We start from the raw sequence: 26,237 nt of genomic DNA on the forward strand, positions 1-26,237 counted from the left end.
TCAATAAGTTCTGGGCAAGCCTATGCCCACGCCAAAAGCGGTGTACGAATTGCTTCTGCGTATCAAGGGCACCTGCCCCAACAGCAGCAGTGATTTGTCTCTCTGCAGCTGATAGACCGTGGCCAAGCTTCGTCCCCGGTAACTGAGGGCAAAACGGTATTCCAACTCTGGATCTACGCCGAGTCGCTTTCCAGTTACCGCGCAACGCACGTTGCCGTCGGCAGTCTGTTCGTATCGGCACTTGACGCTGGCGCTGGAGCCGACTTCGGGCCAGGTGTCATACGAGGTGGGCGGCTGCTTGCCCGGTTGCCAGTTCATAGGATGGAGTTCAAACTGCAGCGCCAGCTTGGGATGGGTCGACACAGCGGTCCATAACCCTTGGAGGTACATCAGCGGTTGGCGATCTGCCTCCACAAACCAATGGTTCACGCCAAATTGAAAGCGCTCAATGCGCTTGGCCGCTTCACCTGGGAACTGCACCCAACCGCTGTTTGCGCTGTCAAATTGCAGGCCCAGGGTCTGGGTCTCTCCCGTCTCCACGCCTGAAGCAGCAGGCCCGCCCAGGGACCGGCCGCCTCGGTACTGCTTCAAGGGCACGGACGCCGCAGCTTGCAGGTACGGGCCAACGCCCATGTGGAAGGTGGGCTTGCCATCACTGCCGTAATTGAAGACCTGCACCAGCACCTGACTGCCTTGCGCATCAATGCTGAGCCCCCGGCCAGGTCGGCCCGTTTTTTCTTCCGTCACGACCCAGGTGCCGCTGTCGGGAACAACACCTGGAACGGGCCCCGAAGGTGCAGCGGCTGCGGCAGTGTCAAGCGGCTGCGTCTGCAGGCTCTGATCGCTGCCATGCACATACAGCAAGGGGCCTTTGAAAGCTTCGCTGCTACGCTCGGTCTCCAGCACACCAACAAGCTCGTGCAGATAGCGCTGCAGAACCACCCGGTCCAGCACCTCACCATCGTCCTTCAGTCGCTCGCACACCATGGCTTGCCGCACGGGCACCATTTTGCAAGGCCATCGGTTGTCTCGCCATGCACTGGCCTCCCGGTCAAAGCGCGGATACTGAAAATGGGCAACGCCTTGCACATCCATCTCCAGCGTGGCGAGCCTCGGCTCTGCTTCTGGCTCCGAGATGGCGCCCAAGTAAAACACCGCGCGCTGGCCTGGCTGGATCAGTGGATTGTCAAAATAAAAACGCTGGATACGCAGCGGCGGCTCGCCCGGCAAGGTCAAGGTAGCAGTTGTGGCACTGTCAAAATCAACCCTTACCTCTCCTGCTGTATCAAGCTCCTGGGCGTCGCGTGCATCACTGCCAAAGTAACGCCCTGATGTATAACGCTTAAGCGGCGCGACAAACGGGGTGCCTGCGGTCATCTCAAAATTACCGCTCGCCATATAGAAAGTGGGCGAGCCGTCTGGCTCGTAGGCATACAGCTGCAGCACCATCGAGCCAAACTGCACATCCAGCGCCAGTCCACGCCCCGGCTTGCCATCGAGCTCACTGCTCACCACCCAGGTGCCATTTTGTGGCGCGTAGCTCTTTTGCGCATATGCCCCCGATGCACCGAGCACCAACGCACTCATTCCAATACATCTCCACCAATTTATCTTCATGCCAATATCTCCTCCCGAAAACACCCCATTGCAACAATGCTGATTTGAGAGTTTTTATCAGAAAAATTTATATATCCATAAAAATATTCGCAGCAGACATTCAATATCGCTGCACACCTTAGGGCAACAGCCTTTTGAGCCGGCCAACCGAGGTGACAATAGCTGCCAGGGCTGTCTCACATTGATCGTTTCGGCAGCCGCATAATCGATGCCAGCACCCGTCCGGCTGCGGCCCGCGATCCGAGGAAATAAAGCCATGTACATCGACAAAGACCAAGGCCCCAATATCAACCAGCTCACCGCATTCCGCCGCGATCTGCACATGCACCCGGAGCTGAAGTACGAAGAGAACCGCACCGCCGACAAGATCGCAGCCTATCTGACGGCGCTGGGCATCCCGATGGTGCGCGGCCTGGGCACCACCGGCATTGTGGCCAGCATCCATGGCAGGGGGCGCGATGCCAGCAACCCCGGGCCTGCCATCGGCATCCGTGCCGACATGGACGCGCTGCCGGTGCAGGAGACCAACCAGTTCGGCCATATCAGCCAGTACCCGGGCCGCATGCATGCCTGCGGGCACGATGGCCACACGACGATGGTGATGGGTGCGGCCGAGCTGCTGGCCGGCCAGCGTGATTTTGACGGCACCGTGCACCTGATCTTTCAACCCGGCGAAGAAGGCGGTGCCGGCGCCCGCGCGATGATGAACGACGGGCTGTTTACCCGGTTTCCCTGCCAGGCCGTGTTTGCGCTGCACAACTGGCCCGCTCTGCCGCAAGGCCAGATGGGGGTGCGCGTGGGGCCGATCATGGCGGCCGCGCTGCGCTTTGAGATTGTGGTGCGCGGCCGGGGCGGCCATGCGGCACTGCCACACACCACGGTGGACCCGATTCCTGTCGCCTGCTCCATCGTCGGCCAGCTGCAGACCCTGGTCTCGCGCGGCACCGATCCGCTCGATGCGGCCGTGCTGACCGTCGGCAAGATCGAATCCGGTACGGTGGAGAACATCATCCCGGATGAGGCGCGCATCTACGGCACCTGCCGCAACCTGACCCTGGCCTCGCAGCAGTTCCTCATCGATGGGCTGCACCGGGTCTCCAGCCACATCGCCGAGGCGCACTTTGCCAGCGCCGAAGTTATCATCAAACCCGGCTACCCCAACACCACCAACCACCGCAAGGAAGCGCTCTTCATGGGCGAGGTGATGCGCGAGATGGTGGGCGCCACCCATGCCCACACCGATGTGCTGCCGGCCATGACGGCCGAGGACTTTGGCTTCATGCTCGAAGAAGTGCCCGGTGCCTATGGCTGGATCGGCAATGGCGCCGATGGCCAGCCTGGCGTGGGACTGCACAACCCGGGCTATGATTTCAACGACAACAACATCGCCCTGGGCGCCAAGTTCTGGGATCGCCTGGCACGCCGCTGGTTCGATACCCAGGCGCAGCGCTAAGGTCCCATCGCTGCAAGGGCGCGCACATCCGCAAGCCCTTGCGGCCATGATCTGGAGCCCGTTTTGCAGCGTTCAGCCACCCTCTCGCCCCTCCCCCACCGCCGCGCACGCGGCCTGCGCCTGCTGCCACCGCTGCTGCTGGGCCTGGTCTTGCTCGCCGGCGGCCATGCCGCCCAGGCCCGCACGCCGGCAGCAAGCTCGGCCACGCCAGCACCGCAGCTGGCACCAGCGGACAACCCCTCGTGCCCGGCGCCAGCCGCCAAAGATCCTGCGGTCTACCAGGCGGAATCGCGCAAGCCCCACCCGGACCGGGGTGTGCTGTGGGAACTGCGCAAAGGCGATGATCTCGCCTATCTCTGGGGCAGCATCCATGTGGGCCAGCTGCCCTGGATCTTTCCCGGCCCGCGCACCGCGCAAGCGCTGCGCGCAGCCCCCGCGATTGCGCTGGAGCTGGACCCGCTGGACCCCGCCACCCTGAAGGCGCTGACCGAGGCGATGCGCGAAGACAGTGACCGGCAAAAGCTGGTCATGCGCCAGAACCCCGAGCTGCAGACACGCATGGGCCGCATGGCCTTCGAATCCTGCGTGGACCAGACGACCTGGCACACCAATGCCGCCACCCTGGCCCGTCTGATCGCGCTGGGCATGCAGGACATGGCGCGCAGCGGCTACCACCCGGCCTACGGCATCGACCTGAACCTGGCAGCGATGGCGCATGCCGTCGGCAGACCGGTGCAGGCGATCGAGACGGCGCAGGAGCAGTTGCTGGCCATGGGCCTGGGCGGCGGCGGGGTGCCCGCGCAGCTGGCCACGCCCGATGACATCCGCAAGGCGCTGAACGACATCGACAGCGGCAAGAACCGCCAGGTCGCCCAGCAGCTCGCGACCTATTGGGAAAGCGGCGACCTCGCTGGCCTGCAGCAGCTGATGCAGGACTGCCAATGCCTGGGCGATGTGGGCATGCAAGCGGCGCTGCTCGATACCCGCAACCAGCGCATGGCCGAGCGGCTGCCGGCGATGATTGCCGCGCAGCCCAATCTCTTTATCGCCGTGGGCATGCTGCACATGGTGGGCGACAACAACCTGCTGCAGCTGCTGCAAAAGCAGGGCTTTACGGTGCGGCAGTTGACGGGCAAGGGGGCAGATGCCGCAGCGGTTGCCGGCACGCCAGCCAAGGCCCGGTAAGCGCAGACCAGCGCCCATAAAAAACGCCGCCTGCTTTGCAGCAGGCGGCGTAAAAACATCGGCGTCAATGCTGGCGTACTCAGGCCATGTGGGGGCGCTGATCGTGCCTGGCCAGCATCTCTGCATAGGGCTCCAACACCCATTTTTGTTCGGCGGCATCCGGGATCTGCGCCGCACTGGCGAGCACCACCTGGCCATGCGCGGCACACAGCTGCGCCATCGCGGCCGGGCTGATCAGGCCCTCCCGCAGCAGCAAGGCGGTCATCGCCATCAGCAAGGCGTTGTGCTGCACCAGCAGGTCCTGCGCACGCAGCATCTGCGCTTGCAGCAAGGCTTCGATACCGGCATTGGTAGGGGCCACTTCGGTATTGGTGTTGTCGCCGGGCTCCTGGGCCACATCGGTGCGCGACAGGCGCGCACCAAAACCCAGGTGGCGCAGGTAGCGTGCCGCGTCCGCCGTGGCCTGCCGGATGTCCTGCTCGGCGCCGGTGGTACAGGCCTCCTGGCCGAATACATGGCGCTCGGCCGCACGGCCGGCCAGACCCACGCAGACCATGTCCAGCATATTGCGCCGCGAGGTGGCCTGCAGCTCGGTAAAGCTGTTGTAGCCGCCTTCGAAGGTCGCGATATTGATCTTGAGCTCCTGCGGGGTGCGGCCAAACAGCAGCGCATAGACAAGACCATGGCCCGCCTCATGCACCGCCAGCAGCGCGCGGAAATCCGCGCTGGTGCGCTGCTTGACCTTGTTCAGATCCAGCGGCACCGCAAAGCACTGCTGCAGCACCTCGGGCGCATCCGGCAGCGCCAGTTGCACCTGCAGCTGGGCTGCGCCAGCGGCCATCTGCACCTGCAATGGCTGGCCGGCCTGCGCGCCCTGCTCCAACGCCCACAGCGCCGCATCCACCAGCGCACTCGAGAGGATCGTGTGCACTGACGAGAACAGCGGCCGCGTCCCCTGGGTGGGGAAGACGGCGTTCTGGTAGATCTGCGCCAGCACATCGTGGCCGATGACAAAGCGCAGCCCGCAGTTGGCCTCGATGCCCTGCACATAGTTGTGCACCGTGGTCGCAATCAGCTGCTCGTAGGCCGCACGGCTGAACGACGGGTAGATCACATGCTGGTTGCCCAGCCGCGCGATCTGCTCGGGCTTGAAGCGCTCGGCCAGCGCACGCTTGACATCGATCAGCGACAAGCGGCTGGTGAGCCGGTGAAAAATGTCGGCGTCGGTGTCGCAGTCCTCGACGCGGCTGGCCGTCTCCGTGTACATCTCATCGAGGTTGCCACAGACAAAGACCAGCAGCTTGCTGTAATCGGTCTCCCAGGATTGCTGGGAGCTGCGAAACTGGATCAGCAATTGGTGAATGTAGTCATTGCTCCACTGCATGATCTCGAGCAACGGCGCATCGAGCTTGAGGCTGCGCTTGAGTGCCTGCGCGTCCCAGGCATCGATCTTGTAGCGCATTTTCTGCTTTTTGTGCCGCTCCTGCGCATCGTCCTCGTCGGCCCGTTCGGCGTCGTAGAGCGCGTCCGCCAGCTTGCGCTCGATGCTGTGCAACTCCGACAAGGCAGGCGGCAGCTTGCCATCCGACAACAAGGCCCAGACATCCTGGTAGCGCTCGACCTTGCTGTCATCGCCACGGCTGCTCACCGTGCGGTAACGCTGGAACTCATCGAGCACCAGGATGCCGGGCGCAGCTTCCACCAGCCCGGCACTCTCGAGCGTGCCGGAGATGGTCGATGCGCCATAGCTGTCACCGTTCTGGCTGAAGCCGTCCATCTGGACTTCGACAAAGCGATCATAAAAACCCAGCAGCTGCGCCAGGCGGCGCGTCAGCTGGGTCTTGCCCGTGCCTGTCAATCCCCACAGGCACACGATCACGGGGCGGGTAATGAGCTGGGGCATCACATACCAGGCGCGCACAGCGCCCGTCACACGGTCAATCACGTCATCAATACCGATCAATTCGGTTTTCAGCTGGGCCGCAATGGCCTGCAGGTTTTGCTGACGCTCATGCATCTGTACGCGAAGCAATAGCTCCGGGGAGGTTTTCATTTCTTTCATCTGATGGTTCTCTTCATCCGGCGCGGCCGCTCAATCCCCGCAGTCGGCGCGGCGCGTCATCTGTTGCAAGGCCATCCGGTCGGCACGGCGCTGGGCGCCTTGGCTGCGGATGTGCTTGCCCGCAGCGCCGGACAGACGCCGCTGGGCCATGGCCTTGGCAACAGGGTTGAAAGGAGTGGCATCGGCCACGATCAGCAACGCCATAGGTTGCTTCATGCGGCGCAAGGCCTTGACCCGGCCATCTTCAAAGGCGCGGGAAACAGTTTTTGCACTCATCTGTGCGGTTCCTCAGGGGCCTCGCGCGCCAATGGCCTGGTGGCTGGCGCAGCAAAAACCCCAAAACAAAAAGCCCCGGCGCAGTAGCCAGGGCTTTTGTCGATCCCGGCTGCAGTGTGCAGGCGGCGATCTGGGCCAAGGCTAAACCATATGAACATGGTTTAGCCGGGGCAGAAACCGTGTTCAGTGGAGAGGGTTGAACATGAAACAGGACATAGCAAAAACTCCCAATGGTGCGCTGCAGAAGGTCGTTCGTTACTGCAGCGATAAGAAGACGAAAGGTGGACTATAGCGGTAATTTGTTAATTACGCAAGCCCCATATGCAGTCTGTTGCATAAAAATGACCGCCAACCGCTGGCTTCGGCCTCTTTTGCGCGGCTTTGTGCGCATAAAACGTAGCAACGCGCCAACCGGGCAGCCAACCACGGCCGGCGCAGCAGACGGGTCAATAACGCTTGCGGCCAGCCTTGCGGTGCTTGGCATGTTCAGCCTTCTTGGCCTGCTGCAAGGCCTCGGCCGCCTCGCCGGCCGCGCGCCATTGCTCAAACTCTGCCGGGGTCTCCACCGTGATGCGGCCCAGCATCTGGGTGCGAAAGTCGGTGATCAGCAGCTCAGCCGCCTTTTGCATGTTGATGCGCCCGCCGCTCATCACTGCGCCGCGCTTCTTGCCAATCAGGGTCAGCAGCTCGTCATCCGCGAGCGCCGCCATTTCTTCGTCATCGAGACCGAGCTTGTAGCGCTCGTCCAGTTGGCGGGCGTAGTGCTTTTGCAGGTACAGCAGCAGCTCCAGCGCCACCAGCTCGTCGTCATAGGCATTGCGGCCCACCGACCCGCAGGCCGCCAGGTTGTAGCCCGACTCCGGCACGATGATCTTGGGCCAGAGCATGCCGGGGGTGTCCCAGAGGTAGAAGTCATCGGCCAGCACAATGCGCTGCTCGTCCTTGGTCACACCAGCCTCGTCGCCGGCCTTGGCCTGCCCCTTGCCGCTCATGCTGTTGATCAACGTGGACTTGCCCACATTGGGCACGCCGCAGATCAGCACGCGCATGGGCTTGGACAGGCCGCCGCGCCCGGGCGCCAGCTGGCGGCAGGCTTCCACCAGGCGCTTGGCAGGGGCCGGCTCGCTGGCATCGAGCGGCAAGGCCTTGGTTTCGTGCTGGGCCTCGTACCAGGCCACCCATTGCGCGGTGCGGCTGGCATCGGCCATGTCCTGCTTGTTGATGATCTTGAGCGTCGGCTTGTGGCCGGTCAGCTCGGTCAGCGCCGGGTTGGCGCTCGATCCTGGCATGCGCGCATCCAGCACCTCGATGACGACATCGATGTCTTTGATGCGCTCGGCAATCAGCTTGCGCGTCAGGTGCATATGCCCGGGGAACCATTGGATACTCATACTCTTGCTTTCGGGGGGAATGGCAGGCAGGCGGTGCGCAGGCAGGCGCGCTGTGCCGGATAATGCTGCCATGTCTTCTTTATCTCAACGCCAGTGGGATGCGCAGCGCAAATCCGATCAGGACCTGCTCATCAAAGGCATCATCTTGGTCTTGATAGGGCTGGTGATCGTGGTCTCGCCCTATGTCGCTCAGGGCGATATTGTGCAGGGAGTTTTCGCCAAGGCGCCGGCAGTGGGTTGGTTTTCCCTGGTATTGGGCGCGGCTTTTGTGCTGCGCTTTGGCCTGCGCCGCAAGGCCGTGCCTCCCCGGCCCGAGCAGTGAACCCGGCCATCCCCCACATCCAGCCGCTGAGCAGCTTGCGGCAGGCGCGCCAGTGCTTTGCCGCGCTGCAGGCCAGCGCCAGCGCCCGGCAGATCAGCCTGCGCGAGCCCCCGCCAGCGCCCACCACCTGCTGCGGCCGGGGCTGCAATGGCTGCGTCTGGGAAGGCTTTTTTGCCGCTGCGATGTACTGGCAGGAATGCGCGCTGGAAGCGCTGCAGCCTTAAACCCTCGCCTCTTGGCTTGAACCCATTACGTAGATGCCGTCTGTGTAGCTTCCGCCTGCACCGGCGGCAAGGTCTCCTCACGCGCCAGCAACTGGCGGATCTGCGCCGCATCCTGTTGCAGCTGGCTGGCCAGGATGCGTGCAGTAGCCAGGCGCCGCATCAGCCAGGGAATGAGCTGGTCGCGGTCTTCGGGGCCCGGCACACGCTCGGGCGCCGGCATCTTGGCGGGGCGCGGGGCCTCGCCTTCTACAACGGCCGGTTGCTGAGGCGCCTGCAGCAGGCAGGCGTCGATGGTGGCCGCCGTGTCCTTGAGCTGCTGCACCGCAAACGGCGACGGGGTCTGGCCCCGGCGCATCATCAGCATGATCTTGACCGAGGACATCTGGCCCAGCAGCTGGTAGCAATGGGCCTGGAACAGCTCCAGCGCCTGCAGCGGTGGCTGCACGGCGCGCGGCTCCTTGAGCGAACGGTCCACGGCCTGAATCAGTGCAGACAGGCTGTCGTAGGCTTCGCGCCGGGCCAGGCGCCAGGCCAACTCGGGGGCATTGTCGACGGCCTGCAGCTGGTCCACCGCCAGCGAGGTGCTCGCATGCGCCGCCTGGGCCTTGAGCACGCGCTGCACCAGCGCCGGCAGCTGCGAACGCTCCCAGGACGGCAGCACGTAGGCGAAGGCCCAGGCAATGCCGGTGCCGATCAGGGTATCGACCACGCGCTCGAACATATGGAAGGTGGTGCTGCCACCGGCATGCAGCATATGGGCCTGCACCAGCCCCAGCACCGTGGCGCCCATCGCGGTGAACAGGTAACGGCGCAGCGCAAAGCCGTGCGACACGCCCTGGGCCAGGGTCAGGCACAGAATCAGGCCCAGCGGTGACAGATGCGCCGACAGGATGGCCAGTGCCGCCACGCAGCCCAGCAAGGTGCCCAGCACCCGCACCGTGCGCCGCTCCAGGGTCTGCGCCAGGCTGCCGCGCAGTACCACGACAATCGTCAGCAGCACCCAGTAGGCATGGGCATTCCAGGGCAGGACCTGCACGACCAGGTAGCCCACCGCAATGGCCAGCGCCGCACGGATCGCATGGCGCAGCGGAGGCGCATCCCAGCTCATCAGGCCCTTGAACGGCGTCCAGGACCAGGCAGTGGGGCTGACAAACATCTGCCAGCTGGCGCGCACCACGGCCAGATCGGGCTCGATCTCGTCGCGGCCCAGGCCGATCAAACGGTTGACCTCTTCATGGATGCGCACAATGCGTTCGCTCAGCTCACGCGACAGCGCCTGGGGCGACACATCCGTGTCGTAGTGGTCGGGCAGCGATTCCTCCAGCCGCTGGGCCGGCAGCTGGCTGGCCATCTGCATCGGGCGCAGCAACGCATCCAGATTGCTCATCGGCCGGGGCTTGCGGCCCAGCAGCAGGCTGTCGGCCAGGTGCACCACCTCCATCGCCAGCGCACGCAGCATGGCCTGCTGGGCCAGCAGCATCGGCGCCTGCTCGGGCGCCTTGCGCAAATGCTCCAGATCCAGCTCGCAGGCCAACAGGTGGTCGCGGATCTCCAACATCTGCATCAGCATGCCGGCCAGGCGCTGGCGGCGTGGCGTGCGCGGGCTCTCCAGCACGATATCGCGGGCGGCCTGCAACTGGTCTGCAAAGGCCGCGTGCCGGGCCATCAACTGGCCCATGTGCTGCAGCGGTGCACTCCCCCGCGAGAACTTGCCAAAATTGCGGTCCGCCAGGTTGTCGCCATAGGCCTCGCCGTCGACCGTCTCGCCTTCCAGGCCGACATGGCGGGCCGCCTCGGGCAGCACCATGCGGGCCTGCTCCAGCATCAAGGCAGCGAGCGACAGCACGGTATCGGCAATGAACTGCACGCGGTAGCGGAAATTGAGCAAGGTGTTGGCGATGACCGCATACACCAGGAACATGCCGGCACCGATGCTGAAGAACATCGTCGATTCGGCCGCTGCGGCCAGCAGCTGCCCCTCGGCTGGCTTGGGCACCGACATGCCCAGCACCATGGCCAGCACCACCGCAATCGCAATCGGCGCGCCGCGCTTGCCCCAGGCCATCCACAAAAAGCCCAGAAAGGTCGACACCACGGCCACCAGGCCCAGCAGCACCAGGTGCTGGTGCATCAACTGCACCATGAAAAACAGCGGCGCGCCCAGCAAGGGCGCGGGCAGCATGCGCCAGAACTTGCCCCGGCGCGGGGCCGGATTGTCGACAACGATGGTGACGATGACCCCAACCGAGGCCGCCGCCGCATGCTGGGTGCCCCAGATCAGTTGCACCAGGGTTGTGACCAGAAAGAGGCCCAGCGCCACTTCCAGCCCGTTGAGCACATAGTGGTTGAGCAGGCCACGCTTGAAGGTGCGCCAGCTGCGGTCGGAAGAGAAATGCGCCATGGAACAACAATACGAGAAATCAATACCGAATGATGTCGGACAAATGATAGCCAACGCGGGAAGCTATCAAATCAGAAGCACCCAGACTCATGCAAACGTTTGCATTCTGACCGCATCCGCTGCGGTATGCCAGCCACAAAAAAGCCCGCATCAGCGGGCTCTGGGGCAGCAGACCGGTCAGGACACGACCAGGTGCTCAGGCGACATATAGCACTGGCGCCATTCCTCAAACGGACCCGTGTCGGCCGCTTCCATGTCTTTTTGGGCCTGCATCGATTCGGCCGCCCGCTGCTGGTACTTGGCTGTCAGTGCATCGTTCCAGGGGCGGGCCAAGGTCTGCTCGCGGGCCCATTGCGACTGGGCAGCGCCAAAGGCCTTGAACGAGGCGCCGAACTGTTCGCTGACCGCCGCCAGCACCTGGGCCGAGGGTGTCTGCTCAGGGTGGGCCAGCAGATGCTGGGAGTGCTTGAGCGCCTGGCTGTAGTCGGTGGAGCCATGGGCCTGGTCCAGCGCTGCGGCAATCGGCTGGCAGGCTTGCAGAACCTCCTGGGCCCAGTCGGTCAGCAGCACTTCCTTGCCTTGGCGCTGCAGGTGCAGGCCAGGCTCACGGCCGCGCTCGGCCACCATGTGCTGGTTGTGCTTCATCTCGGCGATTTCAGCCGGCGAATCGGGCGGGCTGTCGCTCAGCAGGCAGTGCAGCAGGAAGATGTCGAGCAAGCGCATGGTGGGGGCGGAGATGCCCATGCTGTCGAACGGATTGATGTCCATCAAGCGCACTTCGACGTATTCAACCCCACGCTCGCGCAGCGCATGCAGCGGGCGCTCGCCGCGCTGCACGGTGCGCTTGGGGCGGATGGTGCCGTAGAACTCGTTCTCGATCTGCAGCAGGCTCGTGGCCAGCTGGTTGTACTCGCCACCGGGGTTGAGGATGCCCACCTTTTCATAGGCTGGGTAGGGCTGGGTCAATGCACCGTAGAGCGAATCGGCATAGCCCTTGAGGTGGTTGTAGCTGACGTTGATGGATGCCTGGGCATCGCTTTGGTAACCCAGGCGCCCCATGCGCAGCGAGGTGGCATGCGGCAGGTGCAGCGCACCCTGGCCGTCGCCCAACGGCTGCAGCTGGTGCGGGCGGCCCTGCACGAAACAGGGACAGAGCACCGGCGAGGCCCCAAAGAGGTAGAGCAGCAAAAAGGCCTGGCGGCGGAAATTGCGGATCAACCCGAAGTATTCCTCACTGCCGACGCCGGGCAGCGACCAGTTGTAGTGGATGCCCGAGATGGTCTGCATGCGGCGGCCATAGCGGTGGCCCAGGCCCATGCGGTAGATGCTTTTGGAGCGGCCGATGTGCGAGGTGCCGAAACGGCCCAGCGGAATGTTCTCATCCGACGGCAGCGAGCAGGGCATGCTCGAGATCCACAGGCGCTCGTCGTTGGTCTGCAGCACCTGGTAGACGTACTGGTGCACCTCGGCGAGCTCGTCGAGGCAGGCCTGCACCCCTTGGTGCACGCCGGTGATGATCTCGATCTGCGACTCGCTGAAATCAGTCGTGATGCTGCTGTGCGTGAGCGCCGAGCCCAAGGCAGCCGGGTGCGGCGTGAGGGCCAGCGCGCCGTCATCGTTCACGCGCAAGCCTTCTTTCTCGATGCCGCGACCCATCTGCAGCAGGCGCTGCGCGCCAATGGCATCAATACGTTGTTGGATATGGTTCATCTGCGTTGTTCTTGTCAAAGCCGGGCTGCACGATAGCAGGTTGCCCGGCGACTGGCAGAGTATTGCACGCTCAGCCTGACCGGCCTTCGGGATTTAACCCAGGGACTGACGCATGCCCCGGCAAGTCATAGTAAGAAGCTGTTGCAATCGCGCTATCTGTTGCTTTATGCGCAAGCTCAGTGCAGCTTTTGCTGTGCCTTGCGGATTTCCAGATCGCCTTGCACAAAACCGTTGTCCGGCACGATGTCGCCGCGGCGGTCGGTCAGCTCGGCCCACTGCTGGGCCAGGTGGCTGTCCATCTCATCCACCGGCACACTGTCGGCGCTCAGGTGGACCCCGCGTGTCATCGTGATGTGCGAGGCCTCGAAACTGCCCGCGCCCGCGCAGACAATGGCCCGTGTCGGTGCGCTCTCGTGCACCAGGGCCAGCATCGCGGGGCTGACCAGCTCGGGCCGCAGCGCACGCAGCATCTCGGGCGCCAGCAGGCCATCGGTCATGCGCGTGGCAGCCGTCGGCGCCAGCGCATTCACATGGATGTTGTACTTGGCCCCTTCCAGCGCCAGGGTCTGCATCAGGCCCACCAGCGCCATCTTGGCGGCGGCATAGTTGCTCTGGCCGAAGTTGCCGAACAGGCCCGACGACGAGGTCGTCATCAAGATGCGGCCATAGTTGGCCGCCTGCATATGGGGCCATACGGCCTTGCAGCAGTGCACGCTGCCCATCAGATGCACTTCCAGCACCGCGCGGAAGTCGTCCATCTCCATCTTGGCAAAACTCTTGTCGCGCAAGGTGCCGGCATTGTTGACCAGCACATCCACCTGGCCCCAGCGTTCCATCACCTGGGCGACCATGGCCTGCACGGCCGGCCAGTCGGTCACCGAGGCATGGCTGGCCATGGCGATGCCGCCCAGCGCCTCGATCTCGCGCACCACTTTTTCAGCGGCGGACGAGTTGCCCTGGCCATCCACCGCGCCGCCCGGGTCGTTGACCAGCACCTTGGCCCCGCGCCGGGCCAGCGCCAATGCATGTTCACGCCCCAGCCCGCCGCCGGCCCCCGTCACAATCGCTACCTTGTCGCTGAAATCCAGACCCATACATTCGCACCTTTACACCATGCGGGCGCTTTTGGCGCCCAATATTGGAAGAGGCCTGCTGCCTCTGATGCATTCGCACTGTACGTGTTCACATTTGCTTTGCACGGCGCTTGGGCGACAGACGCGGGGGAGACAACGCCGGCCGAGGCCGGCTACACGCTAGGGTTATCCCGAAAATGGCTGAACAACCATGTGGATAAGTGGCCATCGCGGGCCATTTAACCCGCTAAGCCCATGTTTTTATTAGCCACGTGTTACATTGCCCGCAATTTCAGCAAAACTGGCCTCATCCTTGCTTTCCAGCATCCATGCTTACCACACATGGCTGGGCAGCTATGCTTTTGATACAGGCCCCACTTTCCACACCCCATGCCCATCACCCCCGAGCTCTACAACGCCCAGATCGACAACGAAGACATCCAGGTCGATGCCTGGGCAGATACGCCGCTGCTGCAGTCGCTGGAAGAAGGCGGCGTGGACTGGCCCAGCTCATGCCGCAACGGCACCTGCCGCACCTGTGTCGGCCGGCTCAAATCGGGCAGCGTCCACTATGAGATCGAGTGGCCCGGGCTCAGCGCCGAGGACAAGGAAGCGGGCTGCGTCCTGCCCTGCGTGGCCTATCCGGATGGCAATGTCGTGCTCTTGCGCGGCGAATACTGAGCGCTGCCCGACAGCCAGGCTCGGCCGCAATTGACCCGGCACGCTACTCCCCAGAAGCGGCAAAGCCGCCCAGCAGGGGAGCAGCTGGTCTAAAATTGGGGTTTTTACTGTCTGACCTGCTGCAGATCTGCGGCCAGACATGACACAAGTTCTTTAAAGGCATTCCATGAGCAGCCCCCTGATCCCTGCGCCGATCTCTCCGGTGGAGGACATTGTTGCCGAGATGCGCGCTGGCCGCATGGTCGTTCTGGTCGATGAAGCCGACCGCGAAAATGAAGGTGACCTGGTACTGGCGTCCGACCATGTCACGCCGGAAGCCATCAACTTCATGGCCAAGTGGGGCCGGGGCCTCATCTGCCTGACCTTGACCCGCGAGCGCTGCGAGCGCCTGCAGCTGCGCCAGATGACCGCCAACAACGGTGCGCCGCTGTCCACCGCGTTCACCGTCTCCATCGAGGCGGCCGAAGGCGTGACCACCGGTATTTCCGCCGCCGACCGCGCCCGCACCGTACAGGCTGCGGTGGCACCCAATGCCCAGGCCAGCGATCTGGTGCAACCTGGCCATATCTTCCCGTTGCAGGCAGTCGATGGCGGCGTGCTGATGCGTGCCGGCCATACCGAAGCCGGCTGCGACCTGGCGCGCCTGGCAGGCTGCTCGCCCTCCTCCGTCATCTGCGAAGTGATGAAGGACGACGGCACGATGGCCCGCCTGCCCGATCTGCAGCTGTTCTGCGCAGAGCATGGCATCAAGATCGGCACCATCGCCGACCTGATCGAATACCGCAGCCGCCACGAATCGCTGGTCGAGCGCATCAGCAGCCGCCCGCTGCAAACGGCGCATGGCGAGTTCACCGCCCACCTCTACCAGGACCATGCCAGCCACGCGGTGCACATGGCCCTGGTCAAGGGCAGCGTGCAGGCCGACAGCGATGTGCCCGTGCGTGTGCACGAGCCCCTGTCGGTGATGGACCTGCTCGAGACCGGCCGCGCGATGCACAGCTGGACCCTGGACGCCAGCCTGGCCTACCTGCAGCAGCAAAGCTGTGGCGTCGCCGTGCTGCTCAACTGCAATGAAAGCGCCTCACAGCTGATCCGCCAGTTCGACGGCAAGGCACGCGCCGCGCAAGCCCCCGAGCGGGGCCGCATGGACCTGCGCACCTACGGCATTGGCGCGCAGATCCTGCGTGACTGCGGCGTGCAGAAGATGCGCCTGATGGGCGCGCCCCGACGCCTGCCCAGCATGGCCGGTTACGGGCTTGAGATCACCGGATACATCAACAAGGAATAACACATGTTTGGAGCAGAAAAAGGCAGCGCAGTAAACCTGGACGGCAGCGCGCTCGCCATCGGCATTGTGCAGGCCCGGTTCAACGAAAGCATCACCGACAGCCTGGCCCAGGCCTGCCTGCAGGAGCTGGCCGCGATGGGCGTGCAAGCCGAGAACATCCGCCATGTCAAAGTACCCGGCGCACTCGAAGTGCCCGTGGCACTGCAAGCCATGGCCGAATCCGAAGAATTCGATGCGCTGATCGCGCTGGGCTGCATCATCCGCGGCGAAACCTACCACTTTGAACTGGTGGCCAACGAATCGGGCGCAGGCGTCACGCGCATCGGGCTGGATTTCCAGATCCCCGTTGCCAACGCCATCCTCACTACTGAAAACGAAGCCCAGGCCATTGCCCGCCAGGTCGACAAGGGGCGCGATGCCGCCATCGTCGCCGTCGAGATGGCCAATCTGCTGAAAACACTATGAACGAAAACGACCAGAACGCGCCCTCCTCCAGCCCGCGCCCTCCGCGCCAGGCCCGCAAGGGCCTTACCTCCACCGGCGCGCGCAAGGCTGCCTCCAAGTCCACCCGCAGCCGCTCGCGTGAGTTCGCGCTGCAGGCGCTCTACCAGTACATCCTGAGCGGCAACAGCGCCACCGAGATCGACCTGTTCACGCGCGACCTGGCTGGCTTTCACAAGGCCGATGCCGCCCATTACGACGCACTGCTGCACGGCTGCATCGAATCGGCCGAGCAACTCAATGCGCAGATCGTCCCGCACCTGGACCGCAAGATGGACGAGATCTCGCCCATCGAGCATGCCTGCATGTGGATTGGCGTCTATGAGTTCCAGCACTGCCTGGATGTGCCATGGCGCGTGGTCATCAACGAGAGCATCGAGCTGGCCAAGGAATTTGGCGGCACCGACGGCTACAAGTATGTGAACGCGGTGCTCAACGCGCTGGCCCCGAGCCTGCGCGCCGTTGAGGTGGCGGCCGACCGCAACAACGCGGCCTGATCGCCCTGACAACCGATGCCCATGCCTGCGCGCTGGCATCGGTTTTTTCTAAGGGCTTAGCCGCCGCCAGTTATACTTTTGATAGCACACTCTGTGCTGGCCCATATGCCGCCAACGCTGTGGGTGCCCTCTGATCCAAGCCGAAGACCATGAAAATCGCCACCCGAGCCGAGCGCATTGAGCCGTTTTATGTGATGGAGGTCGCCAAGGCCGCCCAGGCACTGGCGGCCCAGGTGGCGGGCAGCGCGGAGCCGATGATCTTTCTCAACATCGGCGAGCCGGACTTCACCGCACCAGCGCTGGTGCAGCAAGCCGCCGACCGCGCCATCCGCGAAGGCCGCACCCAGTACACACCGGCGCTCGGGATCGAGCCTTTGCGCCAGGCGCTGTCCGATTGGTACCAGCAGCGCTTTGGCGTCGATGTGCCGGCGCGCCGCATCGTCATCACCGCCGGCGCATCGGCTGCCTTGCAGCTGGTCTGCCTGTCGCTGATCAACGCCGGCGACGAGATCCTGATGCCCGACCCCAGCTACCCCTGCAACCGCCACTTTGTCAGTGCGGCAGAAGGCCGGGCCGTGCTGCTGCCCACCACGGCCCAAGAGCGCTTTCAGCTGAGCGCCGATAAGGTGCAGGCCGCCTGGAGCGACCAAACCCGTGGCGTGCTGCTGGCCTCGCCCTCCAACCCCACGGGCAGCTCGATTGCGCCGCAAGAGCTGCGCCGCATCCACGAGGTGGTCAAGGCCCGCGATGGCGTGACCATCATCGACGAGATCTACCTGGGCCTGTCCTATGACGAGGCCTTTGGCCAGACTGCGCTGGCGATCGATGACAACATCATCTCGATCAACAGCTTCAGCAAGTACTTCAACATGACCGGCTGGCGCCTGGGCTGGGCCGTGGTGCCCGAAGCGCTGGTGCCTGTGGTCGAGCGCGTGGCGCAGAACCTGTTCATCTGCGCCAGCACCATTGCCCAGCATGCGGCACTGGCCTGTTTTGCGCCCGAGAGCATGGCCGAGTACGAGCGCCGCCGCGCCGAGTTCAAGGCCCGGCGTGATTACTTCATCCCGGCGCTTGAAGCACTGGGCCTGCCCGTGCCGGTCGCACCCGATGGCGCCTTCTACGCCTGGGCCGACTGCAGCGAGGCTGCCAGGAAGCTCGGCGTTGAAGGCTCCTGGGACTTTGCCTATGCGGTGATGGAGCGGGCCCACCTGGCGATCACCCCGGGCCGCGACTTTGGCAGCCATGACACCGGCCGCTTTGTGCGCTTTTCCACCGCCAACTCGATGGAGCAGCTGCAAGAGGCCATTGCCCGGCTGCGCAAGCTGCTGGCCTGATGATGACCGCTGCGCGCCGCTCTCTGCCAGCATCCTCGCACGAGGATCCGCGCGGCACTGCGCTGTTTCTTCGTTATAGAGCCAATTTGAAAGGCTATATCCATGGCCTTTGAGTTCCCGATCCGCATTTACTGGGAAGACACCGATGCCGGCGGCATCGTCTTCTACGCGAACTACCTCAAGTTCATGGAGCGGGGCCGCACTGAATGGCTGCGCTCGCTGGGACTGGAGCAGCAGCGCCTGCGCGAGCAGGTCGGCGGTATGTTCGTGGTCAGTGAAGCGACTATCAAATATTTACAACCTGCTCGCCTGGACGATGAACTCATCGTCACCGCAGAACTCCAAGATGCGGGGCGCGCCTCCATGCAGATCACACAGCGGGTGCTCTTAAAACAGAAGCAACCAACAGATACACCTCAACTGCTGTGTGAGGGCACAATTCGTATCGGCTGGGTCGACGCTGTCAGCATGCGCCCGGCAAGAATTCCTCAAACCCTGATCCAAACCATCTCCTCATGAATTCCCAAGAAATGTCCATTGCCAGCCTGGTCTTGCACGCCAGCTGGGTGGTGCAACTCGTGATGCTGATCCTGGTGGCCGCCTCGGTCGCCTGCTGGGCAACGATCCTGCGCAAGGTCGGCATGCTCAAAGCCATCAAGAACAAGAATGAGACCTTCGAGAGCGACTTCTGGTCCGGCTCCAGCCTCAACGAGCTCTACCAGAACGCGATGCACAACGTCAAAGCCTGCGGCCCGATGGAACGCATCTTTGCCAGCGGCATGCGCGAGTACCAGAAACTGCGCGAGCGCCACATCACCAACCCCGACACCTTGCTGGACGGCACCCGCCGTGCCATGCGCGCGAGCTTCCAGCGCGAGATGGACGAGATCGAATCGGGCCTGTCGCTGCTGGGCACGATCGGCTCCGTCTCTCCGTACGTCGGCCTGTTCGGCACCGTCTGGGGCGTGATGCACGCCTTCACCGGATTTGCCAGCATGGAGCAGATCACCCTGGCTACCGTTGCGCCCGGCATTGCTGAAGCCCTGGTGGCCACTGCGATGGGTCTGTTCGCGGCCATTCCCGCCGTGACCGCCTACAACCGCTTCTCCAGCGGCATTGACCGCATCGCCAGCCAGCAGGAAACCTTCATCGAAGAGTTCTCCAACATCTTGCAGCGCAACCTGGGCGCCCAGCCGCTGCACGCAGCGCACTAAATACAAAGGAAACAGCCATGCCGGCCGTAGCCTCCCGCGGTAAACGCAACCGCCGCACCGTCAACGAGATCAACATGGTGCCCTTCATCGACGTGATGCTGGTGCTGCTGATCATCTTCATGGTGACCGCTCCCATGCTGACGCCGGGCGCCATCAACCTGCCCAAGGCAGGCAAGAGCGAGCGCCCGCCCACCAAGAACATCGCCCATGTCCTGCTGGACAAGGACGGCTCGATCCAGCTCAAGACCGGCAATGTCACGCAGACCGTGGCCGCTGGCGATCTGGCCGACCGGGCCAAGGCCTGGCAAGCGGACAACCCGCCTGAGGACAGCGCGATGCTGATCGTGGCGGACAAGGACCTGACCTACCAGAAGGTGATCGATACGATGTCGACCCTGCAGAAGGCCGGTGTCAAACGTGTTGCCTTGCAAGTGGCAGGCGGCAGCCAGTAAGAAGAGTCGCCATGTCCCCTCGTCAAGAGCGCGATCAGCTTGCTCCACCCCGTCCACCGTCCCGGACCAAGTCCTGGGCGGTGGCGACTGCCGCCCACCTGTTGGTGGTCGTCGCCCTGCTCTGGACCGTGCGCAACCCGCGCGACAGCGACCAGCCCTCGGTCGAGGCCGAGTTATGGGCGCCCACCAATGAGCAGGCTGCGCCCGCACCGCTGACGCCGCCCCCACCGCCTCCGCCCGTGGCACCGCCACCACCGGCACCGGTGCCGCCGCCTCCCCCGCCCACACCCGCCCCGGCCGTGACCACGCCCAAACCCGTGGCCGCCGTGCCGGACGAGGATGACCGCGAGTCCGAGATTGCGCTGCGCAAGAAGAAGGAGCAGGAAGCCAAGCAGCGCGAGCAAAAGGAGCGTGAACTGGCCCAGCGCAAGGAAGCCGAGCGCAAGAAACAGGCCGAGCAGGACAGGAAGGAGCGCCTGGAAGAAGAGCGCCAGGAACGCCTGCAAAAGGAAAAGGACGCCCGCGAAAAGGCCGAAAAGGCGGAGCGGGACCGCAAGGAAGCCGACCGCAAGAAGCAGGCCGAGCAGGACAAGAAGGACCGTCTGCAGAAGGAAAAGGACGCCCGCGAGAAGGCGGAGAAGGACAAGGCCGAACGCGAGAAGGCAGAAAAAGCCAAGGCAGAAGCCGACGCCAAAGCCAAAGCTGCAGCCGACGCAAAGGCCAAGGCTGCCGCCGATGCCAAGGCCAAGGCCGCTGCAGACGCCAAGGCCAAGGCAGCAGCGGACGCCAAGGCCGCCGAAGCCCAGCGCCAGGCCAATCTGGCACGCATGGCGGGCATGGCCGGTGCGGCAGGCGCCAGCGGCAGCAGCCAGGGCGGCTCGACGTCGGGCACCGCCAGCGGTCAGGGTGGCCCATCGGCCGGCTATGGCGGCAAGGTGGCCGCCAAGGTGCGCCCCAACATCACCTTCCCGGATGACATTCAGGGCAATCCGCGGGCCGAGCTGGAAGTGCGCGCCGCCCCGGATGGCACCATTGTGGGTGTGCGCGTCACCAAGTCCAGCGGCAACAAGGCCTGGGACGATGCCGTCGTCCGCGCCATGCACAAGACCGAGACCCTGCCGCGCGACACCGATGGCCGGGTGCCTTCCAGCCTGGTCATTGGCTTCCGCCCCAAGGACTGAAGACCTGTTCGTCTTCCTGAAAAAAATGCCCTCGGCCACCTTGGCCGAGGGCATTTGTCCTTTGAAAGGAAGCGTGCAGGCACCGCCCTTGCGGGCGCCCGCCATGGAAGGTGTTTACGCGCTCAGGTCACCATGTAGCCGCCATCGACCGGCAGCACCACCCCGGTCATGAAACTGGCTGCCGGCGTGCAGAGGAACACCGCTGCCTGCGCCACATCCTGCGGGGTGCCCCAGCGCCCCAGGGGCGTGCGCGCGAGGATGGGGCCTGAACGGGCCGGGTCGTCCTGCAGCGCCTGGGTCAGCGGCGTCGCAATCCAGCCCGGGGCAATCGCATTCACCCGGATGCCGTCGGCCGCATAGGCAATCGCGAGCGACTTGGTCAGCTGGCCAATACCACCCTTGCTGGCCGCATAGCCGGGCACCAGGCCGCCGCCGAAGAAAGTCAGCATCGATGCGGTGTTGACAATGCAGCCGCGCCGGGCACGCAGCTTGTCGCGCGTGGCGGTGCAGACCCGCATGGTGCCGGTCAGGTTCACCTCCAGCACGCGCTGGAAAACCTCCACATCGTGCTCCAGGCCGCGCTTGATGATGCCCGCGCAGTTGAAGACGATGTCGAGTTCGTCCAGATCGGCCAGCGCCCCATCCAGATCGGCCTGGCGGGTGACATCGGCCTGGCGCACTTCCACCCCGGCGTCCAGCGTGCCGTCGCCGTCGCCCAGGCCCATCGCAATCACCCGCGCGCCCAGCGCGGCCAAATGGTTGGCAATCACCGCGCCAATGCCTTGGGTGGCACCAGCCACCAAGGCAGTCTTGCCTGTCAACAGGTCTTTCTGGTAGGTCGTAGTCATCACTCGCATCACTCGCTTGGGGCTCAGTTCTTCATGTCCAGCAGTTTGATCAGGTCAGCGAAATAGCTCGCGTCCTTCATCATCTGGTTGCGGAAACCCTGGTCGTCGGCATAGACAAAGCCCAGGTTCTGCTTGGCCAGCACCTCCTGGAAGGCGGGCTCATCCACCGTCTTCTTGGCGGCCGTCTTAAGGTAATCCAGCACATCGGCCGGCAGCTTCTTGGGGCCGGCAATGCCGCGCCAGGTGCCAATGTTCAGGTCGATGCCCTTTTCCTTCAACGTGGGCACCTTGTCGAAGTTCTTGACGCGCTGGTCGGCCATCACGGTCAGCATCTTGAGCTTGCCTGCCTGCAGCTGCTGGGCCACTTCGGCCGGGCTCACCGCCACCGCGTCGACGTGGCCGCCCATCAGCGCCAGCACGGCCGGGCCTGCCCCCTGGAATGGAATGTGGTTGAACTTGATGCCGGTCTTGTCGCCCAGCGCGGTGGCTGCAAAGTGCCAGATCGAGCCATTGCCGGCGTTGCCCACGCCCATCTTGCCGGGCTCCTTCTTGGAGGCGGCGAGGAACTCCTCAATCGTGTTCCACGGCGCATCGGCGCGCACGGTGATCGCGGCCGGGTCGGCGTTGAACTGGATGATGGGCTGCACATCGTCGTACGAGAACTTGGCCAGTCCCATCGGCTTGAGGGTGACCAGCTCCACCGTCACCACGGCCAGCTTGTAGCCGTCGGGCTTCGCATTGATCATGTCGGTCCAACCGATGGCGCCGCTGGCTCCGGGTTTGTTGATCACCACCACGCTTTGCGGAATGTGCTTGCGCGCCGCCTCGCCGAAGGCGCGGGCCACGCCGTCGGTGCCGCCACCAGGCTGGAAGGGCACGATCAGCTCGATCTGGCGCGCCGGAAAGTCCGCCGCCGCCGCCCAGCCGCTGATGCCCATCAGCACAGCGCTGGCACCGGCGGCGACAAAGCCCATGGCGCTGCGGCGCGTTTTGTTCATGTTCATACCGTCTCCTGCTTTTTACTTTGTCGTGCAGTTTCAATAGGTCGCACGTCCACCGGATACATCAAACACCGCGCCTGTGCTGAATGAGCAGGCATCCGACGCCAGCCATAGCACCTGGGCGGCAATCTCCTCGGGCTCACCCAGGCGCCCCATCGGACTCTTGGCGACCATCGTGGCCACATGCTCGGGGGCCATCTGCTCCAGAATCGGCGTGCGCACCGCCGCCGGCGCTACCGCATTGACCAGCACACCACTGCCCGCCAGCTCCTTGCCCAGCGACTTGGTCAGCGCCAGCACCCCGGCCTTGGCCGCGCTGTAGGCCGATGCATTAGGCGTGCCTTCCTTGCCCGCGAGCGACGCGATGTTCACCACCCGGCCATAGCCCTGGGTGCGCAGCACCGGCACCACGGCCTTGCAGACGTTGTAGACGCCCACCAGGTTGATCGCAATCACCCGCTGCCAGACAGCATCGTCAAACGCATCCAGTGCCATCGTGGGCCCGGTGATGCCGGCGCTATTGATCAGCATGTCCACACGGCCCAGGCGGGCCAGGGTCTGCGCCAGCGCAGCCTGGATGCTGGCTGGCTCGGTCACATCGACCCGGCAGAACAGCGCGTCGCCGGCGCCTGCTGCGGCAGGCGGCTGCAGATCCCAGACCGCCGCCCGCGCGCCCGCCTGCTGCAAGGCCTGCACCAGGCTGGCACCAATGCCGCTGGCGCCGCCGGTCACCACGGCCACCCGGCCGCCAAATTGGTAGCTGCAATCGGCCATGTCAGCGAATGAACTGGTTCGTGTAATCCGCGCCCAGGCCCACGGCCTCGAAGTGCTTGCGGCACATCTCTATCTTGGTGAACACGTCCTCAAAGCCCATGCCCTTGCCCCAGGGATCGGTGTAATACATGACACCGTTGACCTGGAAGTAGGTGATCATTTCCTCGCAGTCTTCGGGCACGTACAAGGTGTGGGTCTCGCCAGGCGGCTCAAACACATAGCTGCCTTCCTTGGCCCACCAGTCGTGTTCCAGGTATTTCCAGCGGCCCTTGAGCACAAAGCCATGCACCGCCTGCGGGTGGCGGTGGCGGCTGAGCACGCCGGACTTGCGCACTTTGAGCAGGTTCATCCAGTAGCCCTGGCTCGCATTGAGGCACAGGGGACGGAACCAGACGTTCTCCGCCTGCGGCACCCACAGCCGGTCATCGGTGGGGATGGCGCTCTCCACCACGATCTCGGGCAGCGCATCGGGCGGGTTCGGGTACTGGTAGGGCATCAACGGGGTCTGGTCGGGGCTTTCTATGGGCATTTATCCACCATATGGACAGAAGTTCATAATATGGATAATTGTAGAGATCACCGCAAGACCTGCAGCCCAGGCAAACCCCAGGCCTTGGCGGGCACAGACATGTTGGCGACAGAGACCCGACTGCATCAGCGAGCAAACGGGCACAAAAAAGCCCGGCTGTGGAGCCGGGCTTCAGTGTGAAGAGGCGCAAGCCAGTGCGCGATCAGGAATCCACCCAATTGACCATGCCGCTGAAGGCCGTCACCAGCACGATGATGCCAAACACGATGCGGTACCAGGCAAACGGCACAAAACTGTTGGAGGCGATATAGCGCAGCAGCCAGCGCACGCACAGCCAGGCGCTGATGAAAGAGAAGATGAGACCGGTCGCGAACATGGGGATGTCGGCCATCGACAGCAGTGCGCGCTCCTTGTAAAGGCTGTAGACCCCTGCGCCGATCAAGGTGGGGATCGCGAGAAAGAACGAAAAGTCGGTGGCCGCCTGGCGCGACAGGCCCATCAGCATGCCGCCGATGATGGTCGAGCCGCTGCGGCTGGTGCCGGGGATCATCGCCAGACACTGCACCAGGCCCACCTTGAGCGCATCGAGCGGCGTCATTTCATCGACGGTCTGCACCCGCACATGGGCGGACTGGCGCTTTTCGGCCCAGAGGATGACAAAGCCGCCCAGGATAAAGGTGGTGGCCACCACGACCGGCGTGAACAAATGCGCTTTGATGTACTTGCCAAACAACAGGCCCAGCACCACCGCCGGCAAAAAGCCGATGAAGACATTGAGCGCAAAGCGCTGCGCCTGGCGGCTCGATGGCAGCGCTACCACGGTGCTGCGAATCTTTTGCCAGTACACCAGGATCACCGCAAAAATGGCGCCGGTCTGGATCGCGATGTCGAACACCTTGGCCTTGGCATCGTCAAAGCCCAGCAGGCTGCCGGCCAAAATCAAATGGCCTGTCGAGGAGATCGGCAAGAACTCGGTCAGCCCCTCCACCACGCCCATGATGGCGGCTTTGATCAACAGCAAGGTATCCACAACAGTCTTTCAAAAAAATCGGTCTGCCCGATTATCCAGCGACCCAACACGCGCCACAGGGCTGGCCCCCGGGCGCGCACGAAAATTTACACAATGCAGCGCAGCCTCTAGAGCGCTGGCAAGGCCACCACCTGCGCGGCGCCGCCGGCAGGCAGCAAGGGCTCGTAATGCGCCAGCACCAGGTAGCGGCCCTGCGCGGCCAGTTGGGGGGCCGCCGTTTGCAAGGCCTCGCGCAGAAAGCCCAGCGCCGGTTTGTCCAGCCCCGAGGTGGGCTCATCGAGCAGCACCAGCCGGGCGCCGCTGGCCAAGCCCAGCGCGATGACCAGCTTGCGCAGACTGCCGGTGGACAGCGCCAGCAAAGGCTTGGCGCCATGCGGGGCCAGATCAAAGCCCGCTTGCCATTGCCCAAAAAGTGCCTCATCCCAGCCCGGGCAGCCGCGGCGCATCTGCGCGATCCAATCCGCCACCACCGTCGTGCCGGCTGGCATCGTGGCGGGCAGGCGCGGCTCATGCCAGAACACCGCGCCAGCGCTGTTGAGCGCCTGCGCTGTCTGGCCATCGATCCGCAGACTGCCGCCGCTGGCCTGCAACTGCCCGGCCAGCAATTGCAAGGCGGTGGTCTTGCCGGCGCTCAGGCCATCGACCAGCTGCACCAGGCCGGGGGCGGCCTGCCAGTGCCAGCCGGCCAGCAGCGGGCCCGCTTGCGGGTATGAAAAATCCAGCGCATTCCAATCCAGGCTCATAGGGGTATCCGGCTTGCTTGCTTAACTCCTAAAAACATAGCATAAAATCCCGCCATATCGATGAAAACCCCGCACATGCTCGACTATTTGGACTTTGACACCAGCGATGACGGCGAAGGCATCAGCAGCCTGGATGCGATGGCCTACGCCAAGGCCGCCCAATGGCCTGCGCTGGCGGCTGAAGTCACGCAGCTGCTGGCCTGGTGCAGCGATGCCTTTGGCGCCCCCGGCGCGCTGGAAGAGGGGCATGCCTGGGATCTGGACCTGCAGCTGCAAAGCGATGCCGGCGATGCGCTGGCCTTGCAATGGGATGCACGGCAACGCCAGCTGCTGGCCCCCCAGGCCGCGCAGCAGCCCGCGCTGCAACTGAGCCTGACCCTCAGCGGCCCCGATCCCTTTTCCCAACAGGTAACCGAGCAGTTTCTGGGCGATAACGACTAAGCTATCTCC

The 26,237-nt window shown here is 64.0% G+C and carries 27 protein-coding genes; 14 read left to right on the forward strand and 13 right to left on the reverse strand.

Annotation, left to right across the window (positions count from 1 at the left end; translation table 11 throughout):
* The gene (locus tag AB7A72_RS01455; protein WP_369458807.1) at positions 1–1,617 is read right to left on the reverse strand and encodes a hypothetical protein; all 1,617 of its coding nucleotides are present in this window, start codon (positions 1,615–1,617) and stop codon (positions 1–3) included.
* Between the two features lie 256 nt (positions 1,618–1,873).
* Here AB7A72_RS01455 and AB7A72_RS01460 point away from each other — a divergent pair, with 256 nt between their 5' ends.
* Together AB7A72_RS01460 and AB7A72_RS01465 are read left to right on the forward strand one after the other, a co-directional pair.
* The gene (locus AB7A72_RS01460) at positions 1,874–3,070 is read left to right on the forward strand and encodes a M20 aminoacylase family protein (RefSeq protein ID WP_369458808.1); all 1,197 of its coding nucleotides are present in this window, start codon (positions 1,874–1,876) and stop codon (positions 3,068–3,070) included.
* A gap of 63 nt (positions 3,071–3,133) precedes the next feature.
* Positions 3,134–4,255: a TraB/GumN family protein gene (locus AB7A72_RS01465; RefSeq protein WP_369458809.1), complete on the forward strand. Its 1,122-nt coding sequence runs from the start codon at positions 3,134–3,136 to the stop codon at positions 4,253–4,255.
* Positions 4,256–4,334: 79 nt separating this feature from the next.
* On the opposite strand, the gene AB7A72_RS01470 is transcribed toward AB7A72_RS01465, so the two are convergent.
* The 3 genes from AB7A72_RS01470 to ylqF form a co-directional block, all read right to left on the reverse strand.
* Complete coding sequence (locus AB7A72_RS01470; protein ID WP_369458810.1) at positions 4,335–6,308, reverse strand: ATP-binding protein; 1,974 nt, start codon at positions 6,306–6,308, stop codon at positions 4,335–4,337.
* Between the two features lie 39 nt (positions 6,309–6,347).
* Positions 6,348–6,593 carry a hypothetical protein gene (locus tag AB7A72_RS01475; protein WP_369458811.1) on the reverse strand — a complete coding sequence of 82 codons (246 nt, stop codon included), beginning with the start codon at positions 6,591–6,593 and terminating at the stop codon, positions 6,348–6,350.
* A gap of 446 nt (positions 6,594–7,039) precedes the next feature.
* A complete protein-coding gene (gene ylqF, locus AB7A72_RS01480) occupies positions 7,040–7,984 on the reverse strand; it encodes a ribosome biogenesis GTPase YlqF (RefSeq protein WP_369458812.1) in 945 nt (314 codons plus the stop codon).
* A gap of 70 nt (positions 7,985–8,054) precedes the next feature.
* Here ylqF and AB7A72_RS01485 point away from each other — a divergent pair, with 70 nt between their 5' ends.
* Complete coding sequence (locus AB7A72_RS01485) at positions 8,055–8,306, forward strand: hypothetical protein (protein WP_021027316.1); 252 nt, start codon at positions 8,055–8,057, stop codon at positions 8,304–8,306.
* Positions 8,303–8,530, forward strand: a complete 228-nt coding sequence (locus AB7A72_RS01490) for an oxidoreductase-like domain-containing protein (RefSeq protein WP_369458813.1) — start codon at positions 8,303–8,305, stop codon at positions 8,528–8,530. Before AB7A72_RS01485 ends, AB7A72_RS01490 begins: the two co-directional genes overlap by 4 nt.
* 25 nt (positions 8,531–8,555) lie before the next feature.
* Here AB7A72_RS01490 and AB7A72_RS01495 read toward each other — a convergent pair whose 3' ends face one another.
* The 3 genes from AB7A72_RS01495 to AB7A72_RS01505 all read right to left on the reverse strand — a co-directional run bounded on the left by AB7A72_RS01495 (position 8,556) and on the right by AB7A72_RS01505 (position 13,735).
* Positions 8,556–10,931: an FUSC family protein gene (locus AB7A72_RS01495; RefSeq protein ID WP_312834713.1), complete on the reverse strand. Its 2,376-nt coding sequence runs from the start codon at positions 10,929–10,931 to the stop codon at positions 8,556–8,558.
* A 177-nt stretch (positions 10,932–11,108) separates the two neighbouring features.
* On the reverse strand, positions 11,109–12,641 hold the full coding sequence (gshA, locus tag AB7A72_RS01500) for a glutamate--cysteine ligase (RefSeq protein ID WP_369458814.1): 1,533 nt from the start codon (positions 12,639–12,641) through the stop codon (positions 11,109–11,111).
* Positions 12,642–12,817: 176 nt separating this feature from the next.
* Positions 12,818–13,735, reverse strand: a complete 918-nt coding sequence (locus AB7A72_RS01505) for an SDR family NAD(P)-dependent oxidoreductase (protein WP_369458815.1) — start codon at positions 13,733–13,735, stop codon at positions 12,818–12,820.
* Positions 13,736–14,104: 369 nt separating this feature from the next.
* Between AB7A72_RS01505 and AB7A72_RS01510 the strand changes: the two genes are divergently transcribed.
* The 9 genes from AB7A72_RS01510 to tolA all read left to right on the forward strand — a co-directional run bounded on the left by AB7A72_RS01510 (position 14,105) and on the right by tolA (position 20,862).
* Positions 14,105–14,395: a 2Fe-2S iron-sulfur cluster-binding protein gene (locus AB7A72_RS01510; protein WP_239811386.1), complete on the forward strand. Its 291-nt coding sequence runs from the start codon at positions 14,105–14,107 to the stop codon at positions 14,393–14,395.
* Between the two features lie 166 nt (positions 14,396–14,561).
* Positions 14,562–15,683, forward strand: coding sequence for a bifunctional 3,4-dihydroxy-2-butanone-4-phosphate synthase/GTP cyclohydrolase II (ribBA, locus tag AB7A72_RS01515; RefSeq protein ID WP_239811385.1), 1,122 nt, complete (start codon positions 14,562–14,564; stop codon positions 15,681–15,683).
* Positions 15,684–15,686: 3 nt separating this feature from the next.
* Positions 15,687–16,148 (forward strand): 6,7-dimethyl-8-ribityllumazine synthase, encoded by a 462-nt coding sequence (gene ribH / locus AB7A72_RS01520; RefSeq protein ID WP_312462983.1) that lies wholly within the window; start codon positions 15,687–15,689, stop codon positions 16,146–16,148.
* Entirely contained in the window at positions 16,145–16,681 is a 537-nt protein-coding gene (nusB, locus tag AB7A72_RS01525) for a transcription antitermination factor NusB (RefSeq protein ID WP_312409675.1), read from the forward strand. Before ribH ends, nusB begins: the two co-directional genes overlap by 4 nt.
* A gap of 149 nt (positions 16,682–16,830) precedes the next feature.
* Positions 16,831–18,015 (forward strand): pyridoxal phosphate-dependent aminotransferase, encoded by a 1,185-nt coding sequence (locus AB7A72_RS01530; RefSeq protein WP_312462982.1) that lies wholly within the window; start codon positions 16,831–16,833, stop codon positions 18,013–18,015.
* 102 nt (positions 18,016–18,117) lie between these two features.
* Entirely contained in the window at positions 18,118–18,534 is a 417-nt protein-coding gene (ybgC, locus tag AB7A72_RS01535; protein WP_133858038.1) for a tol-pal system-associated acyl-CoA thioesterase, read from the forward strand.
* A complete protein-coding gene (gene tolQ, locus AB7A72_RS01540; RefSeq protein WP_133858039.1) occupies positions 18,531–19,229 on the forward strand; it encodes a protein TolQ in 699 nt (232 codons plus the stop codon). Before ybgC ends, tolQ begins: the two co-directional genes overlap by 4 nt.
* Before the next feature lie 17 nt (positions 19,230–19,246).
* Entirely contained in the window at positions 19,247–19,681 is a 435-nt protein-coding gene (locus AB7A72_RS01545) for an ExbD/TolR family protein (RefSeq protein ID WP_133858040.1), read from the forward strand.
* 11 nt (positions 19,682–19,692) lie between these two features.
* On the forward strand, positions 19,693–20,862 hold the full coding sequence (gene tolA, locus AB7A72_RS01550) for a cell envelope integrity protein TolA (protein WP_369458816.1): 1,170 nt from the start codon (positions 19,693–19,695) through the stop codon (positions 20,860–20,862).
* 122 nt (positions 20,863–20,984) lie between these two features.
* On the opposite strand, the gene AB7A72_RS01555 is transcribed toward tolA, so the two are convergent.
* The 6 genes from AB7A72_RS01555 to AB7A72_RS01580 form a co-directional block, all read right to left on the reverse strand.
* Positions 20,985–21,710 carry an SDR family NAD(P)-dependent oxidoreductase gene (locus AB7A72_RS01555; RefSeq protein WP_369458817.1) on the reverse strand — a complete coding sequence of 242 codons (726 nt, stop codon included), beginning with the start codon at positions 21,708–21,710 and terminating at the stop codon, positions 20,985–20,987.
* A 23-nt stretch (positions 21,711–21,733) separates the two neighbouring features.
* Positions 21,734–22,708 carry a Bug family tripartite tricarboxylate transporter substrate binding protein gene (locus AB7A72_RS01560; protein WP_407064947.1) on the reverse strand — a complete coding sequence of 325 codons (975 nt, stop codon included), beginning with the start codon at positions 22,706–22,708 and terminating at the stop codon, positions 21,734–21,736.
* A 39-nt stretch (positions 22,709–22,747) separates the two neighbouring features.
* Positions 22,748–23,485, reverse strand: a complete 738-nt coding sequence (locus tag AB7A72_RS01565) for an SDR family NAD(P)-dependent oxidoreductase (protein ID WP_239811378.1) — start codon at positions 23,483–23,485, stop codon at positions 22,748–22,750.
* A 1-nt stretch (position 23,486) separates the two neighbouring features.
* Complete coding sequence (locus AB7A72_RS01570; protein WP_313333335.1) at positions 23,487–24,014, reverse strand: 2,4'-dihydroxyacetophenone dioxygenase family protein; 528 nt, start codon at positions 24,012–24,014, stop codon at positions 23,487–23,489.
* Between the two features lie 202 nt (positions 24,015–24,216).
* Positions 24,217–25,044: an undecaprenyl-diphosphate phosphatase gene (locus AB7A72_RS01575; protein ID WP_230771421.1), complete on the reverse strand. Its 828-nt coding sequence runs from the start codon at positions 25,042–25,044 to the stop codon at positions 24,217–24,219.
* 107 nt (positions 25,045–25,151) lie between these two features.
* A complete protein-coding gene (locus AB7A72_RS01580; protein WP_369458819.1) occupies positions 25,152–25,787 on the reverse strand; it encodes an ABC transporter ATP-binding protein in 636 nt (211 codons plus the stop codon).
* A gap of 60 nt (positions 25,788–25,847) precedes the next feature.
* On the opposite strand from AB7A72_RS01580, the gene AB7A72_RS01585 reads away from it, so the two are divergent.
* Complete coding sequence (locus AB7A72_RS01585) at positions 25,848–26,228, forward strand: hypothetical protein (RefSeq protein WP_369458821.1); 381 nt, start codon at positions 25,848–25,850, stop codon at positions 26,226–26,228.
* Positions 26,229–26,237 lie beyond the last annotated feature (9 nt).

Source organism: Comamonas sediminis, assembly GCF_041107495.1.
In the GTDB taxonomy this organism is placed as follows: Bacteria; Pseudomonadota; Gammaproteobacteria; order Burkholderiales; family Burkholderiaceae_C; genus Comamonas; species Comamonas sediminis.